The sequence below is a fragment of the Vibrio pelagius genome (genome assembly GCF_024347575.1).
GTDB lineage: Bacteria > Pseudomonadota > Gammaproteobacteria > Enterobacterales > Vibrionaceae > Vibrio > Vibrio pelagius.
This window is the reverse complement of sequence record NZ_AP025504.1, coordinates 857,409-875,547: the sequence shown is the minus strand read 5'-3', so window position 1 is coordinate 875,547 and position 18,139 is coordinate 857,409. Positions and strand designations below refer to the sequence as shown.

Sequence of the window (18,139 nt, the reverse complement as noted above, 5' to 3'; positions counted from 1 at the left end):
TAACTTAGTTAAGATTGTACAGCAAATAACAATAAATCCAACAAAAACATGAACATTCATTTATGAGTAAAATCACATAAGATTGATGGAATATGCTGTTTTCTATGTTAGGAAATCAGATTAGATAGAAAAAATCCAGAATCAGATGCTAAGGATTAGGTATACATTTAAATTGTTACATTGTCACTGATTTACAATGTAAATGATAAATAGGTCGTTTTTCCTCGGAACGATTGAAATTCAAGCACAAACTACGGTGAATGTGATTTCTACTAAAGCGGTTTATAAGTAGTAAAAAATACAAGTACATTTGACTCGATCGACCATAGACAATTACGAATCAAAAACAAACTAAGACCAGGATGGCGGTATCTACACTTTAGAAACGTTTAAGAATCGGAACGATGATCAAGGTGCATTCTTTTTCATGCTTTCGTAAAATTCCACATTATGAAGCATGATCAAGGGGGATTAACCAAACATTGGATCACCACGAGTTGAATTTGCACAAGATCCATTTACGGAAAAATGATCAAGTGTATATAGCTCCGGAAGCATGAATTTTTAACGCTAAATTACGGAGGAATGTAGATAGACTGGGCTTTGAGCTCAAATGTCATGTTTCTACTCGATAAATCAATCGACACACAATTGAAATTAAAATCCCTTTGACTATCCTGATCATGCTTCCTGTAAGAATATCAAACCAGAATGAGGCCATTTCTTTATACTTCGAGTGTGGAATACGTTTAAACATTCAACAATTATGTCTGAATCGCCTTGAAATAGACCTTTTCATGATCATCGTTCCAGTGAAGATACTCAAATTATCAACCACATTCGATATACTGCGTTTAAAGTTTGCCCTTCACTTGTGGATAAACTGTAGAGTGCTAATGATCATGCTTTCAGAACTAGTATGATCATCGTTACATCTCTTTAGTGATCATTGTTCTGGCATTCACTGATCATGCTTTCAATGTTTCTTTGATCATGTTTTCAGGCTCTATATGATCATGCTTTCAAGCGAAAATTATTTTTACTCCTAAAATTCAATAACTTACAGATTAACTTGTAGCTAGATCATTAGATCACTTAATCAATTAAGATCAGATTAATCAAAAAGATCAGTTATTTAAAAGATAATAAATTCTCTTTATTTATGATCATTTTTTCTTTATTCTTCAGGAACTATAGTGAAATTACGGCCAGTGTGATACGGATCAAAAATGAAACCAGATGAAAAATTACTGATTAAGGCGAGAAGCCACAAAGATGGTCATTTATTTGAGGTATCAGAAAGCGCAGTAGAATGGATAGATCAATACCAACATTTTAAAGGGGTGACCAAGAGTATTGTTGAACTCCTTAATCTTATATCCCTACGTGGCTTTAGCAGTAAAGATGGGTATGTATCCACAACGGAAATCATTGATGCGACAGATGGTCAAGTTACTCGTGCTGCTCTTCAGCAACGACTAAGAGCAGCCGTCAACATTGGTCTATTCAAGCAGATCCCTGTGCGTTTTGAAGAAGGCTTGGCCGGAAAGACCATGCTTCATCGCTTTGTTAATCCAAACCAATTAATTTCTGTACTGGGCGCTACAAGCTTAGTGACTGAAAGCGTTAAACAGAACGAAAAACAGAAACGTTCTAAAGCGTTGGCTCAAACAAAAGTGAATAAACGATTACTGAATGAACATGGCTTAAATACGCCACCAACCATGAAGGATGAAGCGGATCAGTTTATTGTCTCTCCAACGAATTGGGCCGGTATTATCGATCAAGCGTTAGCGCCACCACGTACTCGTAAAAGCTACCAAAAGTCGATGGTTTCGATCTCTGGAACACGCGCTGTGATCGAAACAAGATCATCAAAGAACATCATGACTGTTGATGATCTCATGACGCTTTTTGCCTTGTTTACATTGACCGTGCAGTACCATGATCACCATCAAGATGACTACCATCTTGATGCGAAATTAACACCAAACAAAACCCCGTTATACATTACTGATATTCTTTCTTTGCGTGGTAAGAAGGATAGCGGCCCTGCTCGAGATTCGATTCGCGATAGCATTGATCGTATTGAATTCACTGATTTTCAATTACATGAGCTAACAGGCCGTTGGTTGAGTGAGAATATGCCTGAGGGCTTCAAAAGTGACCGATTCCGCTTTCTAGCGCGCACCATCACGGCATCAGAAGAAGCACCAACAGAAGGCGCTGACGGTGAAATCCGTATTAAACCGAATCTGTACATTCTTGTTTGGGAGCCCTCATTTTACGAAGAGCTGCTTACTCGAGACTATTTCTTCCTGTTTCCACCAGAGATCCTGAAACAGCATACCTTGGTATTCCAGCTCTACTCTTACTTCAGAAGCCGTATGGCACGCCGTCATTCAGATTGCATGTTGCTTAGTGAACTTAACCAAAAACTGGCGAGAAACATCGATTGGCGTCGTTTTTCAATGGACTTGATCCGAGAATTAAGAAAGTTGGGTGAAGTAAGCGATCAAAACGATACTTTCTTAGTCAATTTATGGGGTTACCATCTAACGATCACTTCAATGATCGAAAAAGACAAAACCGTCGACTACCAGGTTGATATTAAATGTAATGTTGAGGAAGTATTGCGTTATTCGCGTGCTCGTACCACCAATGCGGGTAAACGTAATATGGCGCCGACACTGCCAAACCCACTGCGTAACGAAATGGTTTCCAAACAGAAACTGGAAGAGCTGTCGGAGATAATTGATGGTGAGTTTGAGCCTATCCAGCGGAAAGCGCCGTCTCCACGAGGCAAATTGGGTCGTCGAGTGAAGCTGCGCAAACACTCTGTAGAGATCAATGCTGATGAAATTACCATTACTCTCTCCAAGTATACCTCTCCAGAGGCTCTAGAACGCAGTATAACGGCACTTTCAGCTATGACAGGACATTCACACGCCTCGATTAAAGAAGAGTGCTCAGAGCTTGTAGAGAAGCTTGATTGGTTAAGAGTCGCGGAAGAGGTAGTTCCGTACGAAACGTTAAGTCGCACGATTGAGTTGTACAACGATCGAGATACCAACAAACATTTATCGATCGAACGTTTGATCTCAGGTTTGGCTGTAAGACGCAAAGTGTGTAAACAGATCCATGAAGGGCATTTAGACGAAAACGTCTTTTTGGCACTTGATGAAATGGCTATCGGTCACTAGATTCGTGCTTGGCTAGGATTGAGAGTGTTTGGTCAAGGCTGAGTAAACAATGATGTTATGAATCGTTCAATGAAATTAATTGGGCGTTGATGGTAAATCCACCTAACGCTGACAATTCACTGACATTGGCCACGCAGCTACTGGTTACTATTTATCCCGAATAGACAACCTTTTGTCCTTTCTTATGATTAATAGATTGGCTCATATTTTGTTACATCATACTGAATAGATTTTTCGCGAGTTCCATTGGAGCTCGCTTTTTTTTGCTTAAAAATCAGTAGGTAAATTCCCGATCAACGAAATTGATCTTGTTTGATTATCGAAAGCATGATCAAGAGTGAGATCGAAACGCCTGTTAATTACCTTGATCATCTTTCCGTGATCAGTGAGGGTAGGGGGAGTAACCGGCGTGATCACGGTTATGAGGGTGGTGAGTCATGAACTTGATATGAGATTCGATCAATTTTTCCGACTCGCTTTGCCATCGTGGATCTTGTTGTTGGTTGGCAAATTCAAGCGCGAGCACGCACAAATGCTGCATACGTTTAGTGCACCAATCACGAAGCTCCGTTTCAGCTGCTGCGTTGATCGACACTGCCTGAAGTTTGCTGTAGGCAAACATCACAAACTGAAAGGCCTTCTCTGACTGGTCGGTAGTGGATTGCTTGTAGTGGGTATAGACCCGCAAACAACCATCAAGCCAACATGCAATGGCCTTGCTCTGCTTATCATCGATTAACGGCCCCCAGATCGCGTCTGGAGGCGTTAAGATCAGACTCTCAAGTTTACGTACTTGATCATGCTTTCGAGAACGATACCAATTTTCAACGCTCTCTAACCATGCGTCTAGTTCATTCATGCAACACTATCCCAATGTTTTACATAGTGATTTTCAGCAACTTGATTCACTTTATGCTGAATAATGCTACTTCGCTCGCGCACGAGGTCCGCATCTACCGAATAGTTTGGTTCATTTTTTACCAGTTCGCCAAATGGAAGATCGGGATCCGGTACGGCTGAGATCAGCAGCTTGGTGTATGGGTGTTGCGGGTTGGTGAGGATCGATTGAGTTGAGCCCCACTCGACGATCTGCCCTTTGTACATGACGGCGGTCTCTTCAGCGATGTAGTGAGCGGTAGCAAGATCATGAGTAATATAAAGAAAACCGATACCGAGCTCTTTCTTCATTCGCTGCATGAGGTTGAGTACGCCCAAACGAATCGACACATCGAGCATTGAGGTTGGCTCGTCAGCCAAGATGACTTGTGCGCCTACACCTAATGCTCTTGCTAAGTTCACACGCTGTCTCTGCCCTCCACTGAGCTCATGCGGATACTTAGCTAAGGTTTCGATAGGAAGCTCAACCAGTTCTAATAACTCCTTGAGGCGGCTCTCAAGGGCTTGTTTAGAGTCGACCTGTTTATGAATCTTAAGTGGGCGAGTCAGATGATGTTCAATAGTATGGGTCGGATTGAGTGAGCCGAATGGGTCCTGGAAGACCATCTGTACCTTGCTGCGGTAGTCGAGAACCTCTTTGCGGCTTTTGAGCGTAGAAATGTCCTGACCATTGAACAAAATCTCACCTTCAGTCGCGGGGTAGACCTTGGTCATCAATCTGGCACAGGTACTTTTTCCACAGCCCGATTCGCCCACCAGCGCTAGGGTTTTACCGGCATAGAGATCAAAGCTAACTCCGTGTAGCGCTCGAAAAATCTCTTCTTTACCCAATCCACCACCGACAGTGAACTCTTTAACGACGTTTTTAACTTGGATAATTGGCTGTTGCATCATGCTCTCCTAGTTCGCAATCGCGTGTGATTGTTGGTGAATATTTGGGAATGAACTCCACAGCTTTTGGGTATATTCATGCTGTGGGTGATTGCGGATCTCATGCGCGTCGTTGACCTCGACAATCTGGCCAAAACGCATAATGGCAATGCGATCACACAACTGACTCATTAGCGCCAAGTCATGGGTGATGAAGAGGATAGAGAAGCCAAACTCTTCACGTAGTTGGTGTATCTTCTGCAAGATTTCCCGCTGTACTACAACATCCAGCGCCGTGGTTGGTTCATCCATGATGATCAGCTTAGGGTTGAGTGCTAGCGCGATTGCGATAACCAGGCGTTGTCGCATTCCGCCACTGAACTGATGCGGATATTCAGGAAGACGACTGCGTGGAATGTTCACCAAGTCTAAGAGCTTTTCGGCTCGGTCTTTAGCTTGCTCGTCGCTCATCCCTTTGTGGTGTCGAAGCACATCGGCGAACTGCTCTTGAATGGTTAAGACTGGATTGAGCGAGTTCATGGCACTTTGGAATACCATGGCAATCTCGCTCCATCGTAGAGTATTAAGCTGCGAGTCTGAGAGTTTTAGAAGATCTTGCCCATCAAACAAGATTTCTCCACCGGAAATAAACGCGGGCGGCTTGTGCAGACGGTTAATGGCAAAGGCGATGGTGCTTTTGCCGCAACCAGACTCACCGGCGAGGCCAAAAATTTCCCCTTTGCTAATATGAAAACTGACGGATTTCACCGCATTGAAGTCACCGTCATCGGTGATGTAGTCCACGCAGAGGTTTTTTACCTCTAGTAGTGGCGCAGATTTTATTTCCTTGGACATAGGTATCGCTCGTTATGATATTGATAATAATTATCAATATCATGTTGTGCGTTTAGGAACAGTTTAGATCACAGAAACATTGAAGTGACTCGAAATTAATCTGTCGCTGTTTCAGGAAGTTTCAGGTGAGGAAAATTAGAGGCTAGAGGGCGAAAAATGAGAGTTAGATCAACCCACACTTTTCATGGGTAATCTTTTAAATGTAATGGCATAAATTTGTCTTGGCAAAGTTTAAATGAGGTATTTATTAATTAGCTTTTTGAAGCGTTGTAACCATCACATTTCGGTACAGAAAATCTTAACAACGTAAATGGCATTTGCTACAGATTAGCTGTCCATTACATGGTGCTTTTCGGAGGAAAACATGTCCATTAATTCAATTAACCATGATGAAATGACGAACATTGCCAACAAGTGGGATGATGATGAAGAAGTATCATCACTAAAACCAGAGAAACAGATGAAATCGGCTGAAGCTCGCCGTCGTATAGAGGCTCTTAGAGAAATCAGAGAAAGCGGTCTGAGCCTCGAAGAAGCGAGAGAACTAGGTTTGATTCATTAATCTTTGATTGTTCCTTTTAGAGCGACTAAGCGTCGCTCTATCTGTATTCCCACTCTATTTACAGAGCGTTGTCCTTTCGGCTAATCAAACTCCATTCACAGACTTACACTTCACTTATACCCTCTATTTGACACCACTCGTACGCGGCACTAGTTTTAAAGAAAAAGATAAGCGCTGAGATGCACTGTTGGTAAGGAATAGACGATGGCGAACTGCAAAGAGGTTCTGTTTTACGAGCCTGAAGATCCAAACGGTTACCTTTCAAATTTCGCGGCCTGTCCGATTCGTGTCGGCGATGATGTATGGGCGACCAGCGAGCATTATTACCAAGCAATGAAGTTTAACTGCGAGAAGCTCAGACAGCAGATTTACATGGCCAACTCTCCCGCTGAAGCTTTTGCATTGAGTCGCGATTTTGATGAGCACGTGCGTGAAGATTGGTATGAGATTCGCGTCGATGTAATGCGCTTTATTGTGACGGAGAAATTCAAACAGAATCCCTGTTTTGCTCTATTTCTTATAAACACCGGAGACTCTGTCATCAAGGAGCACTCGCACAAAGACAGCTTCTGGGGCGATGGGGGAGACGGTACAGGCCAAAATCATCTCGGTAAGATCTTGATGAGTGTTCGCAGTCAGCTAAACGATCAGCCTGTCTGCTTAAAGCCTTTAGACACCCACGGACAGCGTGACTTCCTTTCAGTACCACTCCTGTTTTCACGCCCTAGAGAGAGTTTTAAAGTGCATCATTAAAAAGCCCCAAGATAGACTTGAGGCTGGCTTTGCTTTGGTTGATGTATTTAGCTAATTAAAGGTATTTACTAACGATATCATCAAGTTGCCCATTGTCTCTCATTTCTACCAAGCGCTGATTGATAAATGATTGCAGTTCAGGCTTCATTAGAGGGTCGAAGGCGAGGTGAATTGGGTAATCACTGATCACCGAGCCAAACCTTTGTAGTTGATAGTCATTGATATCGAGGTTTTGCTTGTTAAGGTTGTATTTGATGCGTGACTCCATCTCGACAAATACAGTATCGCCCGGAGTGCGATTAAGAACACGGAAGGCAGCGGTATAGTCTTTTACTCGAATCTCATTCAGTTTGCCTTGAGCAATATAAGGGTCTAGGTTTGGGTATTCAAAGCCGAGTAAGAGTACCATAGCCTTGCCTTCTAAATCGTCGATGGTCTTGAACTCAAATGGCTTTTTCCCGCTACTCAGGAGTGAGTGCTTTACATTGTAAATCGGAATGTCTGACAGGTTCTCCGCTTGGATATTTCCCCAGCTTGGGCTGCCATAGGTTACCCAGTTATTGTTCTCGCGAGCTTCGAGCTTAGAGATCATGCGATTAAACGGGTAGGTGTGATAGTTGATGTCGTAATTACTGTTTTGGAATACGGCTTCAACAATATCGGTGACTATGCCTTCGTGAGCACCCCCTTCCTTTTCTATCTGAAAAGGTTGAGCTTGGCTCGCAATGATGTAGTAATGAAGTGGTTCTGATGAAATAGCGTAACCACTTGAAAATAAAGCTGCTATTGCAGTTGAAAGAAGATATTTTTTCATAACCTTCCCTGGTTATTTGTAGGACGACTACTATTATACTAGTTGAGTAATAGTAATTTACTAAACTTAAAAAACGGAATTTATTTATGGTGAAACAAGGAAAGCGCTATATAGGACTATCTCGTCAATTGATCGGGATAATCATCGCTATCAGCACTTTGTTCACTGTTATTGTGACAGGGCTCAGCCTATATGTTGAGTACCAAGATCGCGTTTCTTACATCAGTACCCAAATTGACCACGTAAAAACGGGTCACCTCCCTGGATTAACCTCAAGCCTGTGGGTGGAAGATCGTGACCAACTGCAAGTCCAGGCGGAGAGTGTCTTTCGGCTACCTACCGTCAGTTACCTGCTTATCGAAGATAGCAACCAAGCCGTGATCGAGTTAGGCCAGCCGATTATCGGAAGAGCGTATTCGAAAACTTGGGATATGGTTTATCAGATGGGGGGAAAAGATTATCTTCTCGCAAAACTGACGGTGCAGTCCGATCTCAATTTGATTTTGAATGACTTTGTTGATCGCGTCTTAGTTTTGGCTGTGTTTGAGGCAATCAAGGTGTTCCTACTTTCACTCGTCTGCCTGACGGTCGTTTATCGCCTAGTTGTTCGACGCTTGATGACAATTTCGGCCCAGATAGATGAACAGGACCAGAAAGTTGGACCGAAAAAGCTAGCACCGGTAGACCATGCTTGCTCTGATGAGATCACTACTCTCGAGTACAGTTATAACCAATCAGTAGAACGTATTCGCCAACAGTATGAAGAGTTAAAGCAAGCTAAAGAAGCCGCTGAAGTGGCCAACCAAAACAAAAGTGAATTCTTGGCGAATATGAGTCACGAGATACGTACACCGATGAATGGGATCATAGGCTTGTCATCCTTGTTGGTTGATATGGATATGCCCAAAGAGCAGAAAGAGTATGTGCGTATGCTCAACACATCGTCATTAACACTGTTGGATTTAATCAACGATATTCTAGACTACTCAAAAATTGAGGCGGGGCATCTCGACCTGCAAGCTGAACCCTTCCGGATTGCAAATATTATCGATGATGTAGAATCGACTTTCCGCATCAAAGCTGAACAGAAAGGCTTGAAGTTCCAATTGGTTACCGACCCGCGTATTCCAGCTGTGATCAAAGGTGATGGTACCCAACTTCGTCAGGTTCTGAACAACTTAGTGGGTAATGCTATTAAGTTTACAGAGCAGGGGCATGTCACTCTTTCTCTGTCTCTAGAGCCATCGTTGAATGGCGCACCAAACAGAGACAAAGCGCGAATCAAGTTTGAAGTGAAGGATAGCGGCATAGGTATCGCGGAAGACAAGCAGCGCAGCATCTTTGAGAAGTTCCAACAAGCCGATGGCAGCACCACTCGTAACTACGGGGGCACCGGTCTCGGTCTCGCTATTTGTGAGAAAATAGTCACCCTGATGGACTCTAAGCTTGAGCTATACAGTATCGAAGGCAAGGGGAGCTCTTTCTACTTCTCGGCTGACTTTGATGTGTGCAGCGAAGTGACGCAAACACAGGTGGACATGAACAAGGTCTCGGTGCTTCTGGTGGACGATAGTCAACTTAATATGCGTATTACCTCAGCACAATTGAAGGCACTTGGTTGTCAGTCACAGAGCTGTGATGGTGCTGATAAGGCCGTGGAGCTTGTTGCTAACTCGCTAGAGAAAAATATCCCGTATGATTTGATATTGATCGACAAAGTGATGCCATCAGTCGATGGTTTCCAATTGGCCGAGACTTTAACTCAACGATTTAAAGACCAGTGCCCACTACTCGTGATGATATCCGCTGACCCGCATCTTGAAGACGAACAGAGAGCGAAGCTGGTGGGGTATGTCGCATACATCGCACGCCCATATCAAGACAACCAACTTAAGTGGACAGTGAACCGTGTTCTCTCCAATCGAGACTCTGAACAAGGTTTTACCTACTTTAACCGCGGTGAAGCCGCCTTTAACACTGTTGTAGCTGATAAAGCTGTTGCAACTGAGTCATCGAAACCCGCAGCTGCGCCTCAAGTAGAGCAAGCGCCGCTACCTCAGTTTGAAGGTAAAGCGCTGGTGGTTGAAGATTCACGGGTGAATCAGCAAGTTGCCAAAATGATGATCAAAAAACTGGGTCTTGAAGTAGACATCGCAGAGAATGGCAAGATCGGCGTGGAGATGTATCAAAAAACTGATTACGAAATCGTGTTTATGGACTGTCAGATGCCTGTACTGGATGGGTTTGAAGCAACCAAAATGATTCGCGCCATAGAGGAAGGGTCTGAACGGCATGTGCCGATTGTGGCTTTAACTGCCAACGTGGTTCAAAGAGATAAACACCTCTGTTTCGAAGCGGGTATGGATGAGTTTATCGCTAAGCCTGTTAATCAGCATAAGCTACAGACTGCAGCCGAGAAGTTTTTGACAGTATCGAAGAAATCGCCAGACAAGGATGGTGTCGAGCAGCAAATCATCTAACTGTTTATTCATTGTAAGCGGGCCATATAAGACAAGTTGTATGGCCCGTTTTATTTTCGCTTTATTTTATTGTCAGCACGATACTGGATTTTGCAGATACGTCTCATGTAACAATTCATTCACACTTAGATTGCCGTGTAAACCCGACCTTTGCTCTTCAAGCACTTGTTCGAGCTAGCTTTCAGCCTTCTCTTTTTTGTGTGTAACATTCTCTTTACATTTTTTCGTGCTAGAGGGCGTTTTTGCTGATTTTGTTGAGGATTTTCAATCTCACGAGTTCTGTTCCAAGTTTAAGTTAAGCGCGTTCTACGTGCTTCAATTCTAACAAGGAGAGAGACATGGTCGATAGCTACAACCCGTTAGGTACGGATGGTTTTGAATTCGTTGAGTACACAGCCGCAAATGATGAAGGGATAGAGCAACTTAAGGCGCTGTTTGTGTCACTGGGTTTTGCTGAGATTGCCAAGCACCGCTCAAAAGAGGCGTGGCTATATCGACAAGGGGACATCAGTTTTATCGTCAATGCGCAGCCTCACAGCCAAGCGGAGGAGTTTGCGAGAGTGCATGGTCCATCGGTCTGTGGCATGGCTTTTCGTGTTCATGATGCTAATGTGGCGCTGAAACAAGCACTGGTCAAAGGTGGAGAGGAGTACATCACTAATATTGGCCCGATGGAGCTCAGTATCCCTGCGATATATGGCATCGGCGAGAGCCTGCTGTATTTTGTTGACCGCTATGGAAAGCAGAGTATCTACGACGTCGATTTCCGTTTCTATGATGATGCGGACCAAAGGCTAGCAGATGCCGATGTCGGTTTGTACGAGATAGACCATCTGACCCACAACGTGAAGCAGGGCAACATGGATTTATGGTCAGGTTTTTATGAGCGCATTGGTAACTTCAGAGAGATTCGCTACTTCGACATCGAGGGCAAACTCACTGGCCTTGTTAGCCGAGCTATGACCGCACCGTGTGGCAAAATCCGCATCCCAATCAATGAATCTTCTGATGATAAGTCTCAGATTGAGGAGTTCATTCGCGAATACAACGGCGAAGGGATTCAACACATTGCACTGACTACTGACGACATCTATCAAACGGTTTCGACCCTGCGTGACCGAGGCATGGATTTTATGCCAACGCCTGACACCTATTATGAGAAAGTCGACCAGCGCGTTAAAGGCCATGGTGAAGATACCAATCGCCTACGTGATTTGCGTATCCTGATCGATGGCGCACCCACCAAAGATGGCATTTTGCTTCAGATCTTCACGCAAACCGTAATTGGGCCGGTGTTCTTCGAGATCATTCAACGCAAAGGTAACGAGGGCTTTGGTGAAGGTAACTTTAAAGCGCTGTTTGAATCGATTGAAGAGGATCAGATCCGACGCGGAGTATTGACCGATGAGTAAATGGATCCCTTTTCCTCATCGTGAGGGCACTTGCTCTAAGCAAGCGCACGCCGACTTTCCTAAGGAGGCGATTTATGAGCGCGAAGCTGGTCGAAGCGGCTTCTTTGGCCCCGCTGCACATTTCCATCATCAACACGCTCCCACGGGTTGGTCGCAATGGGAGGGGGATCTACGTCCTCGCGCGTTTGACTTTACTCGCGTTGAATCCGCTATTCAGGCGTCGCCTTGGCAGGTGCCACATTTGTTGCACAATGTGGACTGCAAGATTCGGGTTTGGAAAGTTGAAAAGAGTATGGAGCACCTAGTCCGTAATGCCGATGGTGATGAGCTGTTATTCATTCATCAAGGTAGCGCGCATCTCTATTGTGACTACGGACACTTAGAAGTGAGGGATGGTGACTACGTCATGATCCCGCGCTCCACCAGCTGGCGTTTAGAGCCAAATGAGCCGATGTTTATCCTGATGATTGAAAACACCGATGCTGCGTATACCTTGCCGGAGAAAGGCATGGTTGGCAATCATGCGGTGTTCGATCCTGCCGTGCTTGAGGTGCCTTCTATCGATGAGGCGTTTCAAGCTCAATACTCAGAAAACGAGACACAAGTTCATGTGAAGCGCCATGACCAGACTAGTGTGATCACCTATCCATTTAATCCGTTAGATGCGATTGGTTGGCATGGTGATCTGGCGGTTGTGAAGGTCAATTGGCGCGATATCCGACCTTTAATGTCACACCGTTATCACTTACCTCCATCTGCCCACACGACTTTTGTGGGAGCTGGATTTGTGGTCTGTACCTTTGTACCACGTCCGATAGAGAGTGACCCCGGTGCACTGAAAGTGCCGTTTTACCATAACAATGACGATTATGACGAAGTGCTTTTCTATCATGCGGGGGACTTTTTCAGTCGCGACAACATCGAGGCTGGGATGGTGACGTTCCATCCTGCAGGCTTTTCGCATGGCCCACATCCTAAAGCCTTCAAAGCGGGATTAGAGCATAAGAAAACCTTTACCGATGAAGTGGCCGTCATGATTGATACGCGTCATGCTTTGTCGTTCGCTGATGAGCTTGATGCGGTAGAGAACAAACAGTATGTCTACAGTTGGCAAGAGAAGTAGGGAGCAAGGATGAAACTAGCAACAAAGAAAAATGGGACTCGCGACGGACTATTGATGGTCGTGAGCCGAGATCTCTCTCGATGTGTCCCTGCAACGGAGATTTTCCACGCTTTGCATCTCGCGCCGACGATGCAGACAGCCATGGATCATTGGCAACAGGTAGAATTACCACTGTCTGAGCTTTATGAAGCACTCAACGATCAGGGCGTCGAACAGAGCGAACCTTTTGAGGCAATGGATTGTGAATCACCACTGCCGCGAGCCTACCAATGGGCGGATGGGAGCGCTTATGTCAACCATGTTGAATTGGTCAGAAAGGCGCGTGGTGCGGAGATGCCAGAGAGCTTTTGGAGCGATCCGTTGATGTATCAGGGTGGTTCCGACTCTTTCATTGGCCCTCGCGATGATATTGAATTTGCCAGTGATAAATGGGGGATAGACTTTGAAGGGGAAGTCGCCGTGATCACTGGTGATGTGCCAATGGGAGCAAATCGCGCGCAGGCAGAAGCGTCGATTCGCTTGTTAATGCTGGTGAACGATGTCTCCTTGCGAGGATTAATCCCAGCCGAACTAGCCAAGGGTTTTGGTTTTTTCCAATCAAAACCTTCATCTGCGTTCTCACCTGTAGCCGTTACCCCTGACGAGTTAGGTCAAGATTGGCATCAGAGCAAGGTGCATCTCCCTCTGATTTCGACCTATAACAATGAGCCGTTTGGTTGCCCCAATGCGGGGGTTGATATGACGTTTGATTTTGCGCAGCTGATTATGCACGCTTCAAAAACGCGTCCATTGTCGGCAGGCACCATCATAGGCTCTGGCACGGTGTCGAATAAACAAGGCACTGATCACGGCACGTCCATTCAAGAGGGCGGGGTTGGTTATTCATGTATCGCAGAGGTGCGCATGATTGAAACCATCCGCGATGGTCAACCCAAGACGCGCTTTATGACCTTTGGTGACTCGATCAAACTAGAGATGTTGAATAGGGAAGGGCAGTCGGTCTTCGGTGCTATTGATCAGCAAGTGATTAAGTATCAAGGCTCGTAAGTAGAGGGTAAGCGATGAGTGAAAGGATCAAGCTTTTCGGATATTGGCGATCATCGGCGGCTTATCGAGTCAGGATCTGTCTCAACCTAAAACAGCTTAGCTACCAGTCACAATCGATTCATCTGTTGCGTGAAGGCGGTGAGCAGCACAGTGCTAAATATCACCGCTTGAATGCCGCCGAGTTAGTGCCTGTGCTGGTGGACGGCGAAATTTGCCTCAATCAATCTTTAGCTATCATTCAATATCTGGATGACGAGTACCCCGCTAATTTGGTGATTCCGACGCAAACGCCGCTGCGCTATCACGCATTGGCGTTAGCTCAAGACATCGCGATTGATGTTCATCCGCTTAACAATCTGCGCGTTCTGCAGTACTTGGAGCGAGAGCTAGATTGTGAGCAATCAGCGAAGGTGAAATGGATGCACCACTGGATTGGGCAAGGGTTCTCGGCGCTTGAAGAGAAACTTGCACAGCATAGAGAGAGGCACGGTTCGTGTCGCTTCAGTGTGACTGATACACCTTCGATTGCTGATATCTGTCTGGTGCCACAAGTGTATAACGCACAAAGGTTTGGGGTAGATATGTCGCCTTATCCGCTGATTAACGCGATCGTTGCAGCGTGTAACCAACAGCAGGCCTTTGTTGATGCTCTGCCCGAGAACCAAGAAGACGCGGGCAGTTAATCTGAGGGATAATTAGCAACGAGATTGTAAAAGGGGTAGCCGTATGAGCGGCTATCCCTTTTTCATAATTATTTGCTTTATCTCTTCTAGTACTTCTGCATTGGCGATCGCGCCTATATTCTCAACTTCACGCCCGTTAACGACCTGTTTGACCGCCAGTTCTACCAGTTTGCCGGAGCGGGTTTTAGGTATGTCACTAATCGCAAATATCTGGCTTGGGACATGTCTTGGTGAGCATGCCGATTTCAGACGACTCTTAATGTCGGTCTTTAAAGACTCGGTTAGCTTTGCTTGCGACTCTAGTTGAACGAACAGCCATATCTGTTCATTGCGGTCGACATCTTTACCGACGGCGATAGAATCGATGATACCATCCATAGTATTCACTTGCTGGTAGATCTCGGCAGTGCCAATTCTCACACCACCGGGGTTGAGTGTGGTGTCGCCTCTCCCATAAAACTGGTAGCCTGCGTGAGCGCTGCGTGCTACTTCGTCTCCGTGATGCCACACATTCTCGAACCTATCCCAATAAGTGTTGTGATAGCGCTCTCCGCTATTACTCCAGAAGCCAAGTGGGAAGTTGGGGAGTGAGTTGCAGCACACCAGCTCGCCACGCTCGTTATTGACCTCATGACCGGAAGCATTGAACACCTTAATGTCGACTCCAAGCCCTGCCTGTTGGCACTCACCACGATACACATCTGAGATAGGGTTGCCCAACACAAAGCAGCCACAAATATCTGTGCCACCAGAAATCGAAGCGAGATGTAAGTCTGACTTTATCGATTGGTAGACAAAATCGAACTGCTCAGGGTAGAGCACTGAACCGGTAGAGCAGAGCGTCTTCAGCGCAGGCAAAGCGGTGTGCTCTTCAGGGTGAAATGGAACCTTTTCGAGCGCTTCTAAATACTTCGCTGAGGTACCAAATAGGGTTACGTCGGCTCGCGCAGCCAGATCCCATAATACGCTTGGATTTGGGCACATTGGGCTGCCATCGAATATCACCAAGCAAGCCCCACTCGCCAGTGCAGAGACATGCCAGTTCCACATCATCCAGCCACAGGTGGTGTAATAGAATACGCGATCGTGTGGCTTGATGTCGCAGTGCAGTTGATGCTCTTTCTGGTGGTTGAGCAGTGTGCCGCCGACGCCGTGCACAATGCATTTTGGTTTGCCTGTGGTCCCAGAGGAGTAGAGAACAAACAGCGGCTCATTAAAATCCACTTGAGTAAACTCAATGGTTCTAGCTTGGTAAGAAGAGATAATCGCTTGCCAGTTTTGGTGAGAGGGGGACGCTGGTGCACTGGCTTTGTTGGTGTAGCTTATCTGGCAGACTTGCTCTAACCCGGATATTTGCTGAGAAAGCGCACGGTTTTTCTCAGACATATCGAAGTGCTTGCCATTAAAAGAGTAACCATCGCAAGTAAACATCACCTTAGGTTGAACTTGCCCAAAGCGCTCCAAAACGCTCTCAACACCAAAATCGGGTGAAGTTGATGTCCAAGTTGCTCCTAAACTGGTCGCGGCGAGCATCGCGACCACCACCTCTGGTAAATACGGAGTATACGCAGCGACGGTATCGCCTCTGGTGACACCACACTCCATCAGCCACTGTTGAACACGAGAGACATCGTCATACAGTGCCTGCCAAGTGTATTGAGTCTGTTCACCCAACTCATTTTCGAACCATATCGCAAGAGTGTCTTGTTGCTGGTGGGCATGCTTAAGCAGGTTTTCGGCGTAGTTGAGTTTGGCCTCGGGGAACCACAAGGTATCTCGATTGGGCTGTGACTGCTGCCAACGTGGTTCACCTAAAATGGCGGTATGTTTTCCTTGTGAACCTACCACACCACAAAACTCCCAGGTTTGCTCCCAGAAACGCTCTGGTTGCTCAACAGACCATTGATGCAGTGCGGAGTAACCATCAAAACTTAACCCCTGTTGGTTTAGCTGATCCATGTACCTTGTGATGTTCGCTTGAGCAATGCGTTCTGAGCTTGGTTGCCAGATTGGTTCACTCTTATCCATGAGCGCCTCTTCGATAAAAAATTAATAGATTCAGTCTTGTACCGACGATCTCCAAAGTCAAACAATGGCTATCAACACGCTAGCACCTCACTTGTATAGCCCTTAAGTTACCAAGGTGGTGTTAGTCCCACTGTTATTCGTTTAAAAGTTCAATAAAATCATATAACTAAAACTAATGTAAAATATTTGTTACAGCTTTCGTGTTGCCAATCCATCTGTGCAAACTGGCGGTTAAGGGGAGGGCAGATACGCTTAAAGTAGGGAAGCAATTGGAGGGAAGCAGTGACTCATTATCATTCTAAACCTGTCAGCCAAGATGGGTGGGTAGATTGGAACAGCCAAGAAGATGCGATTTGGCATGACTTGGTAAGCAGGCAGCTAAATGTGATCCAAAATCGAGCCTGTGACGCCTATTTGCAGGGGTTACGCTTATTGGATTTGCCTTTAGACCGAGTACCACAACTACCTGAAATCAATCGAGTATTAGCCTCCACCACAGGTTGGCAGGTAGAACCTGTGCCCGCTTTGATTGATTTCGACCGCTTCTTTGCACTGCTTGGCAGTAAGCGTTTCCCTGTCGCGACCTTTTTAAGAACCCGTGACGAATTCGACTATCTGCAAGAGCCAGACTTTTTCCATGAAATATTCGGTCACTGTGCGATGCTGACCAATGCCAGTTTTGCGTCGTTCACCGAACACTATGGCCGCTTGGGTCAAGCTGCGACGCCAAAGCAGCGTGCTTATCTTGCTCGCTTATACTGGTTTACCGTTGAGTTCGGTTTAGTGAAAGAGCAAGGACAAACTAAAATCTATGGTGGTGGGATCCTGTCATCGCCAGCAGAAACACTGTATGCATTGGAAGAGCCAAACGTCATTCGAGAAACGTTCGATCTTCAGACTGTACTCAGAACGCCTTATCGAATAGACATCATGCAGCCTAAATATTTTGTTATTGATGGTTTAGCGCACTTGTTTCAGTTAAGCCAACAAGACCTCATTGCCCAAACTGATTTAGCTCGTCAGTCTGGGCTGTTACCACCACTTTTTGAACCAAAGGAAGCGACACATGCTGAATGAATTAAAATGCGAAGCCTGTACCAGTGATGCCAAAGCGTTGAATGAATCAGAGCAACAGACTCTACTAAAAGAGCTGCATGACTGGGAGATTGTCGTGAGAGCGGGCATTCCTCAGTTGGAGAAAACCTATCGCTTTAAGAATTTTAAGCTGGCGTGGGCATTCAGCAATCAAGTCGCAGAATTGGCTGAAGAAGAGTTTCATCACCCTTCAATATTATTGGAATGGGGCAAAGTGACCGTGACATGGTGGAGTCACTCGATTAAGGGGCTCCATAACAACGATTTTATCTGCGCGGCCAAATGCGATGAGTTCAGACCGGATGTCTAACAACGAT

General features: G+C 45.5%; 15 protein-coding genes. 10 read left to right on the top strand and 5 right to left on the bottom strand.

What is annotated here, in order from left to right:
• Positions 1-1,229 precede the first annotated feature (1,229 nt).
• The gene (locus vsple_RS18115) at positions 1,230-3,203 is read left to right on the top strand and encodes a replication initiator protein RctB domain-containing protein (RefSeq protein WP_255232272.1); all 1,974 of its coding nucleotides are present in this window, start codon (positions 1,230-1,232) and stop codon (positions 3,201-3,203) included.
• Between the two features lie 382 nt (positions 3,204-3,585).
• Here vsple_RS18115 and vsple_RS18110 read toward each other — a convergent pair whose 3' ends face one another.
• From vsple_RS18110 to vsple_RS18100, 3 genes are read right to left on the bottom strand one after another with little or no spacing between them, the layout of a single operon-like run.
• Entirely contained in the window at positions 3,586-4,062 is a 477-nt protein-coding gene (locus vsple_RS18110) for a transcriptional regulator (RefSeq protein ID WP_261883302.1), read from the bottom strand.
• The gene (locus vsple_RS18105; protein WP_261884011.1) at positions 4,059-4,991 is read right to left on the bottom strand and encodes an ATP-binding cassette domain-containing protein; all 933 of its coding nucleotides are present in this window, start codon (positions 4,989-4,991) and stop codon (positions 4,059-4,061) included. The genes vsple_RS18110 and vsple_RS18105 overlap by 4 nt, the downstream gene beginning before the upstream one ends.
• A gap of 9 nt (positions 4,992-5,000) precedes the next feature.
• Complete coding sequence (locus vsple_RS18100) at positions 5,001-5,825, bottom strand: ABC transporter ATP-binding protein (RefSeq protein ID WP_261883301.1); 825 nt, start codon at positions 5,823-5,825, stop codon at positions 5,001-5,003.
• 364 nt (positions 5,826-6,189) lie between these two features.
• On the opposite strand from vsple_RS18100, the gene vsple_RS18095 reads away from it, so the two are divergent.
• Positions 6,190-6,387 (top strand): PA3496 family putative envelope integrity protein, encoded by a 198-nt coding sequence (locus tag vsple_RS18095; RefSeq protein WP_261883300.1) that lies wholly within the window; start codon positions 6,190-6,192, stop codon positions 6,385-6,387.
• 204 nt (positions 6,388-6,591) lie between these two features.
• On the top strand, positions 6,592-7,140 hold the full coding sequence (locus tag vsple_RS18090) for an NADAR family protein (protein ID WP_255232276.1): 549 nt from the start codon (positions 6,592-6,594) through the stop codon (positions 7,138-7,140).
• Between the two features lie 55 nt (positions 7,141-7,195).
• On the opposite strand, the gene vsple_RS18085 is transcribed toward vsple_RS18090, so the two are convergent.
• Positions 7,196-7,954: a substrate-binding periplasmic protein gene (locus vsple_RS18085; RefSeq protein WP_255232277.1), complete on the bottom strand. Its 759-nt coding sequence runs from the start codon at positions 7,952-7,954 to the stop codon at positions 7,196-7,198.
• 86 nt (positions 7,955-8,040) lie between these two features.
• On the opposite strand from vsple_RS18085, the gene vsple_RS18080 reads away from it, so the two are divergent.
• From vsple_RS18080 to maiA, 5 genes are all read left to right on the top strand, one after another.
• On the top strand, positions 8,041-10,434 hold the full coding sequence (locus tag vsple_RS18080) for a response regulator (protein WP_261883299.1): 2,394 nt from the start codon (positions 8,041-8,043) through the stop codon (positions 10,432-10,434).
• 338 nt (positions 10,435-10,772) lie between these two features.
• Positions 10,773-11,846, top strand: a complete 1,074-nt coding sequence (gene hppD / locus vsple_RS18075; protein ID WP_255232279.1) for a 4-hydroxyphenylpyruvate dioxygenase — start codon at positions 10,773-10,775, stop codon at positions 11,844-11,846.
• The gene (locus tag vsple_RS18070) at positions 11,839-12,969 is read left to right on the top strand and encodes a homogentisate 1,2-dioxygenase (RefSeq protein WP_261883298.1); all 1,131 of its coding nucleotides are present in this window, start codon (positions 11,839-11,841) and stop codon (positions 12,967-12,969) included. Before hppD ends, vsple_RS18070 begins: the two co-directional genes overlap by 8 nt.
• Positions 12,970-12,978: 9 nt before the next feature.
• Positions 12,979-14,016: a fumarylacetoacetate hydrolase family protein gene (locus vsple_RS18065; RefSeq protein ID WP_261883297.1), complete on the top strand. Its 1,038-nt coding sequence runs from the start codon at positions 12,979-12,981 to the stop codon at positions 14,014-14,016.
• A 14-nt stretch (positions 14,017-14,030) separates the two neighbouring features.
• Positions 14,031-14,699, top strand: a complete 669-nt coding sequence (gene maiA / locus vsple_RS18060; RefSeq protein WP_261883296.1) for a maleylacetoacetate isomerase — start codon at positions 14,031-14,033, stop codon at positions 14,697-14,699.
• 51 nt (positions 14,700-14,750) lie between these two features.
• On the opposite strand, the gene vsple_RS18055 is transcribed toward maiA, so the two are convergent.
• Positions 14,751-16,727 carry an acetoacetate--CoA ligase gene (locus vsple_RS18055; RefSeq protein WP_261883295.1) on the bottom strand — a complete coding sequence of 659 codons (1,977 nt, stop codon included), beginning with the start codon at positions 16,725-16,727 and terminating at the stop codon, positions 14,751-14,753.
• A 282-nt stretch (positions 16,728-17,009) separates the two neighbouring features.
• Between vsple_RS18055 and phhA the strand changes: the two genes are divergently transcribed.
• Both phhA and vsple_RS18045 read left to right on the top strand, forming a co-directional pair.
• A complete protein-coding gene (gene phhA / locus vsple_RS18050; RefSeq protein ID WP_261883294.1) occupies positions 17,010-17,804 on the top strand; it encodes a phenylalanine 4-monooxygenase in 795 nt (264 codons plus the stop codon).
• Positions 17,794-18,132 (top strand): 4a-hydroxytetrahydrobiopterin dehydratase, encoded by a 339-nt coding sequence (locus tag vsple_RS18045; RefSeq protein ID WP_261883293.1) that lies wholly within the window; start codon positions 17,794-17,796, stop codon positions 18,130-18,132. Before phhA ends, vsple_RS18045 begins: the two co-directional genes overlap by 11 nt.
• Positions 18,133-18,139 lie beyond the last annotated feature (7 nt).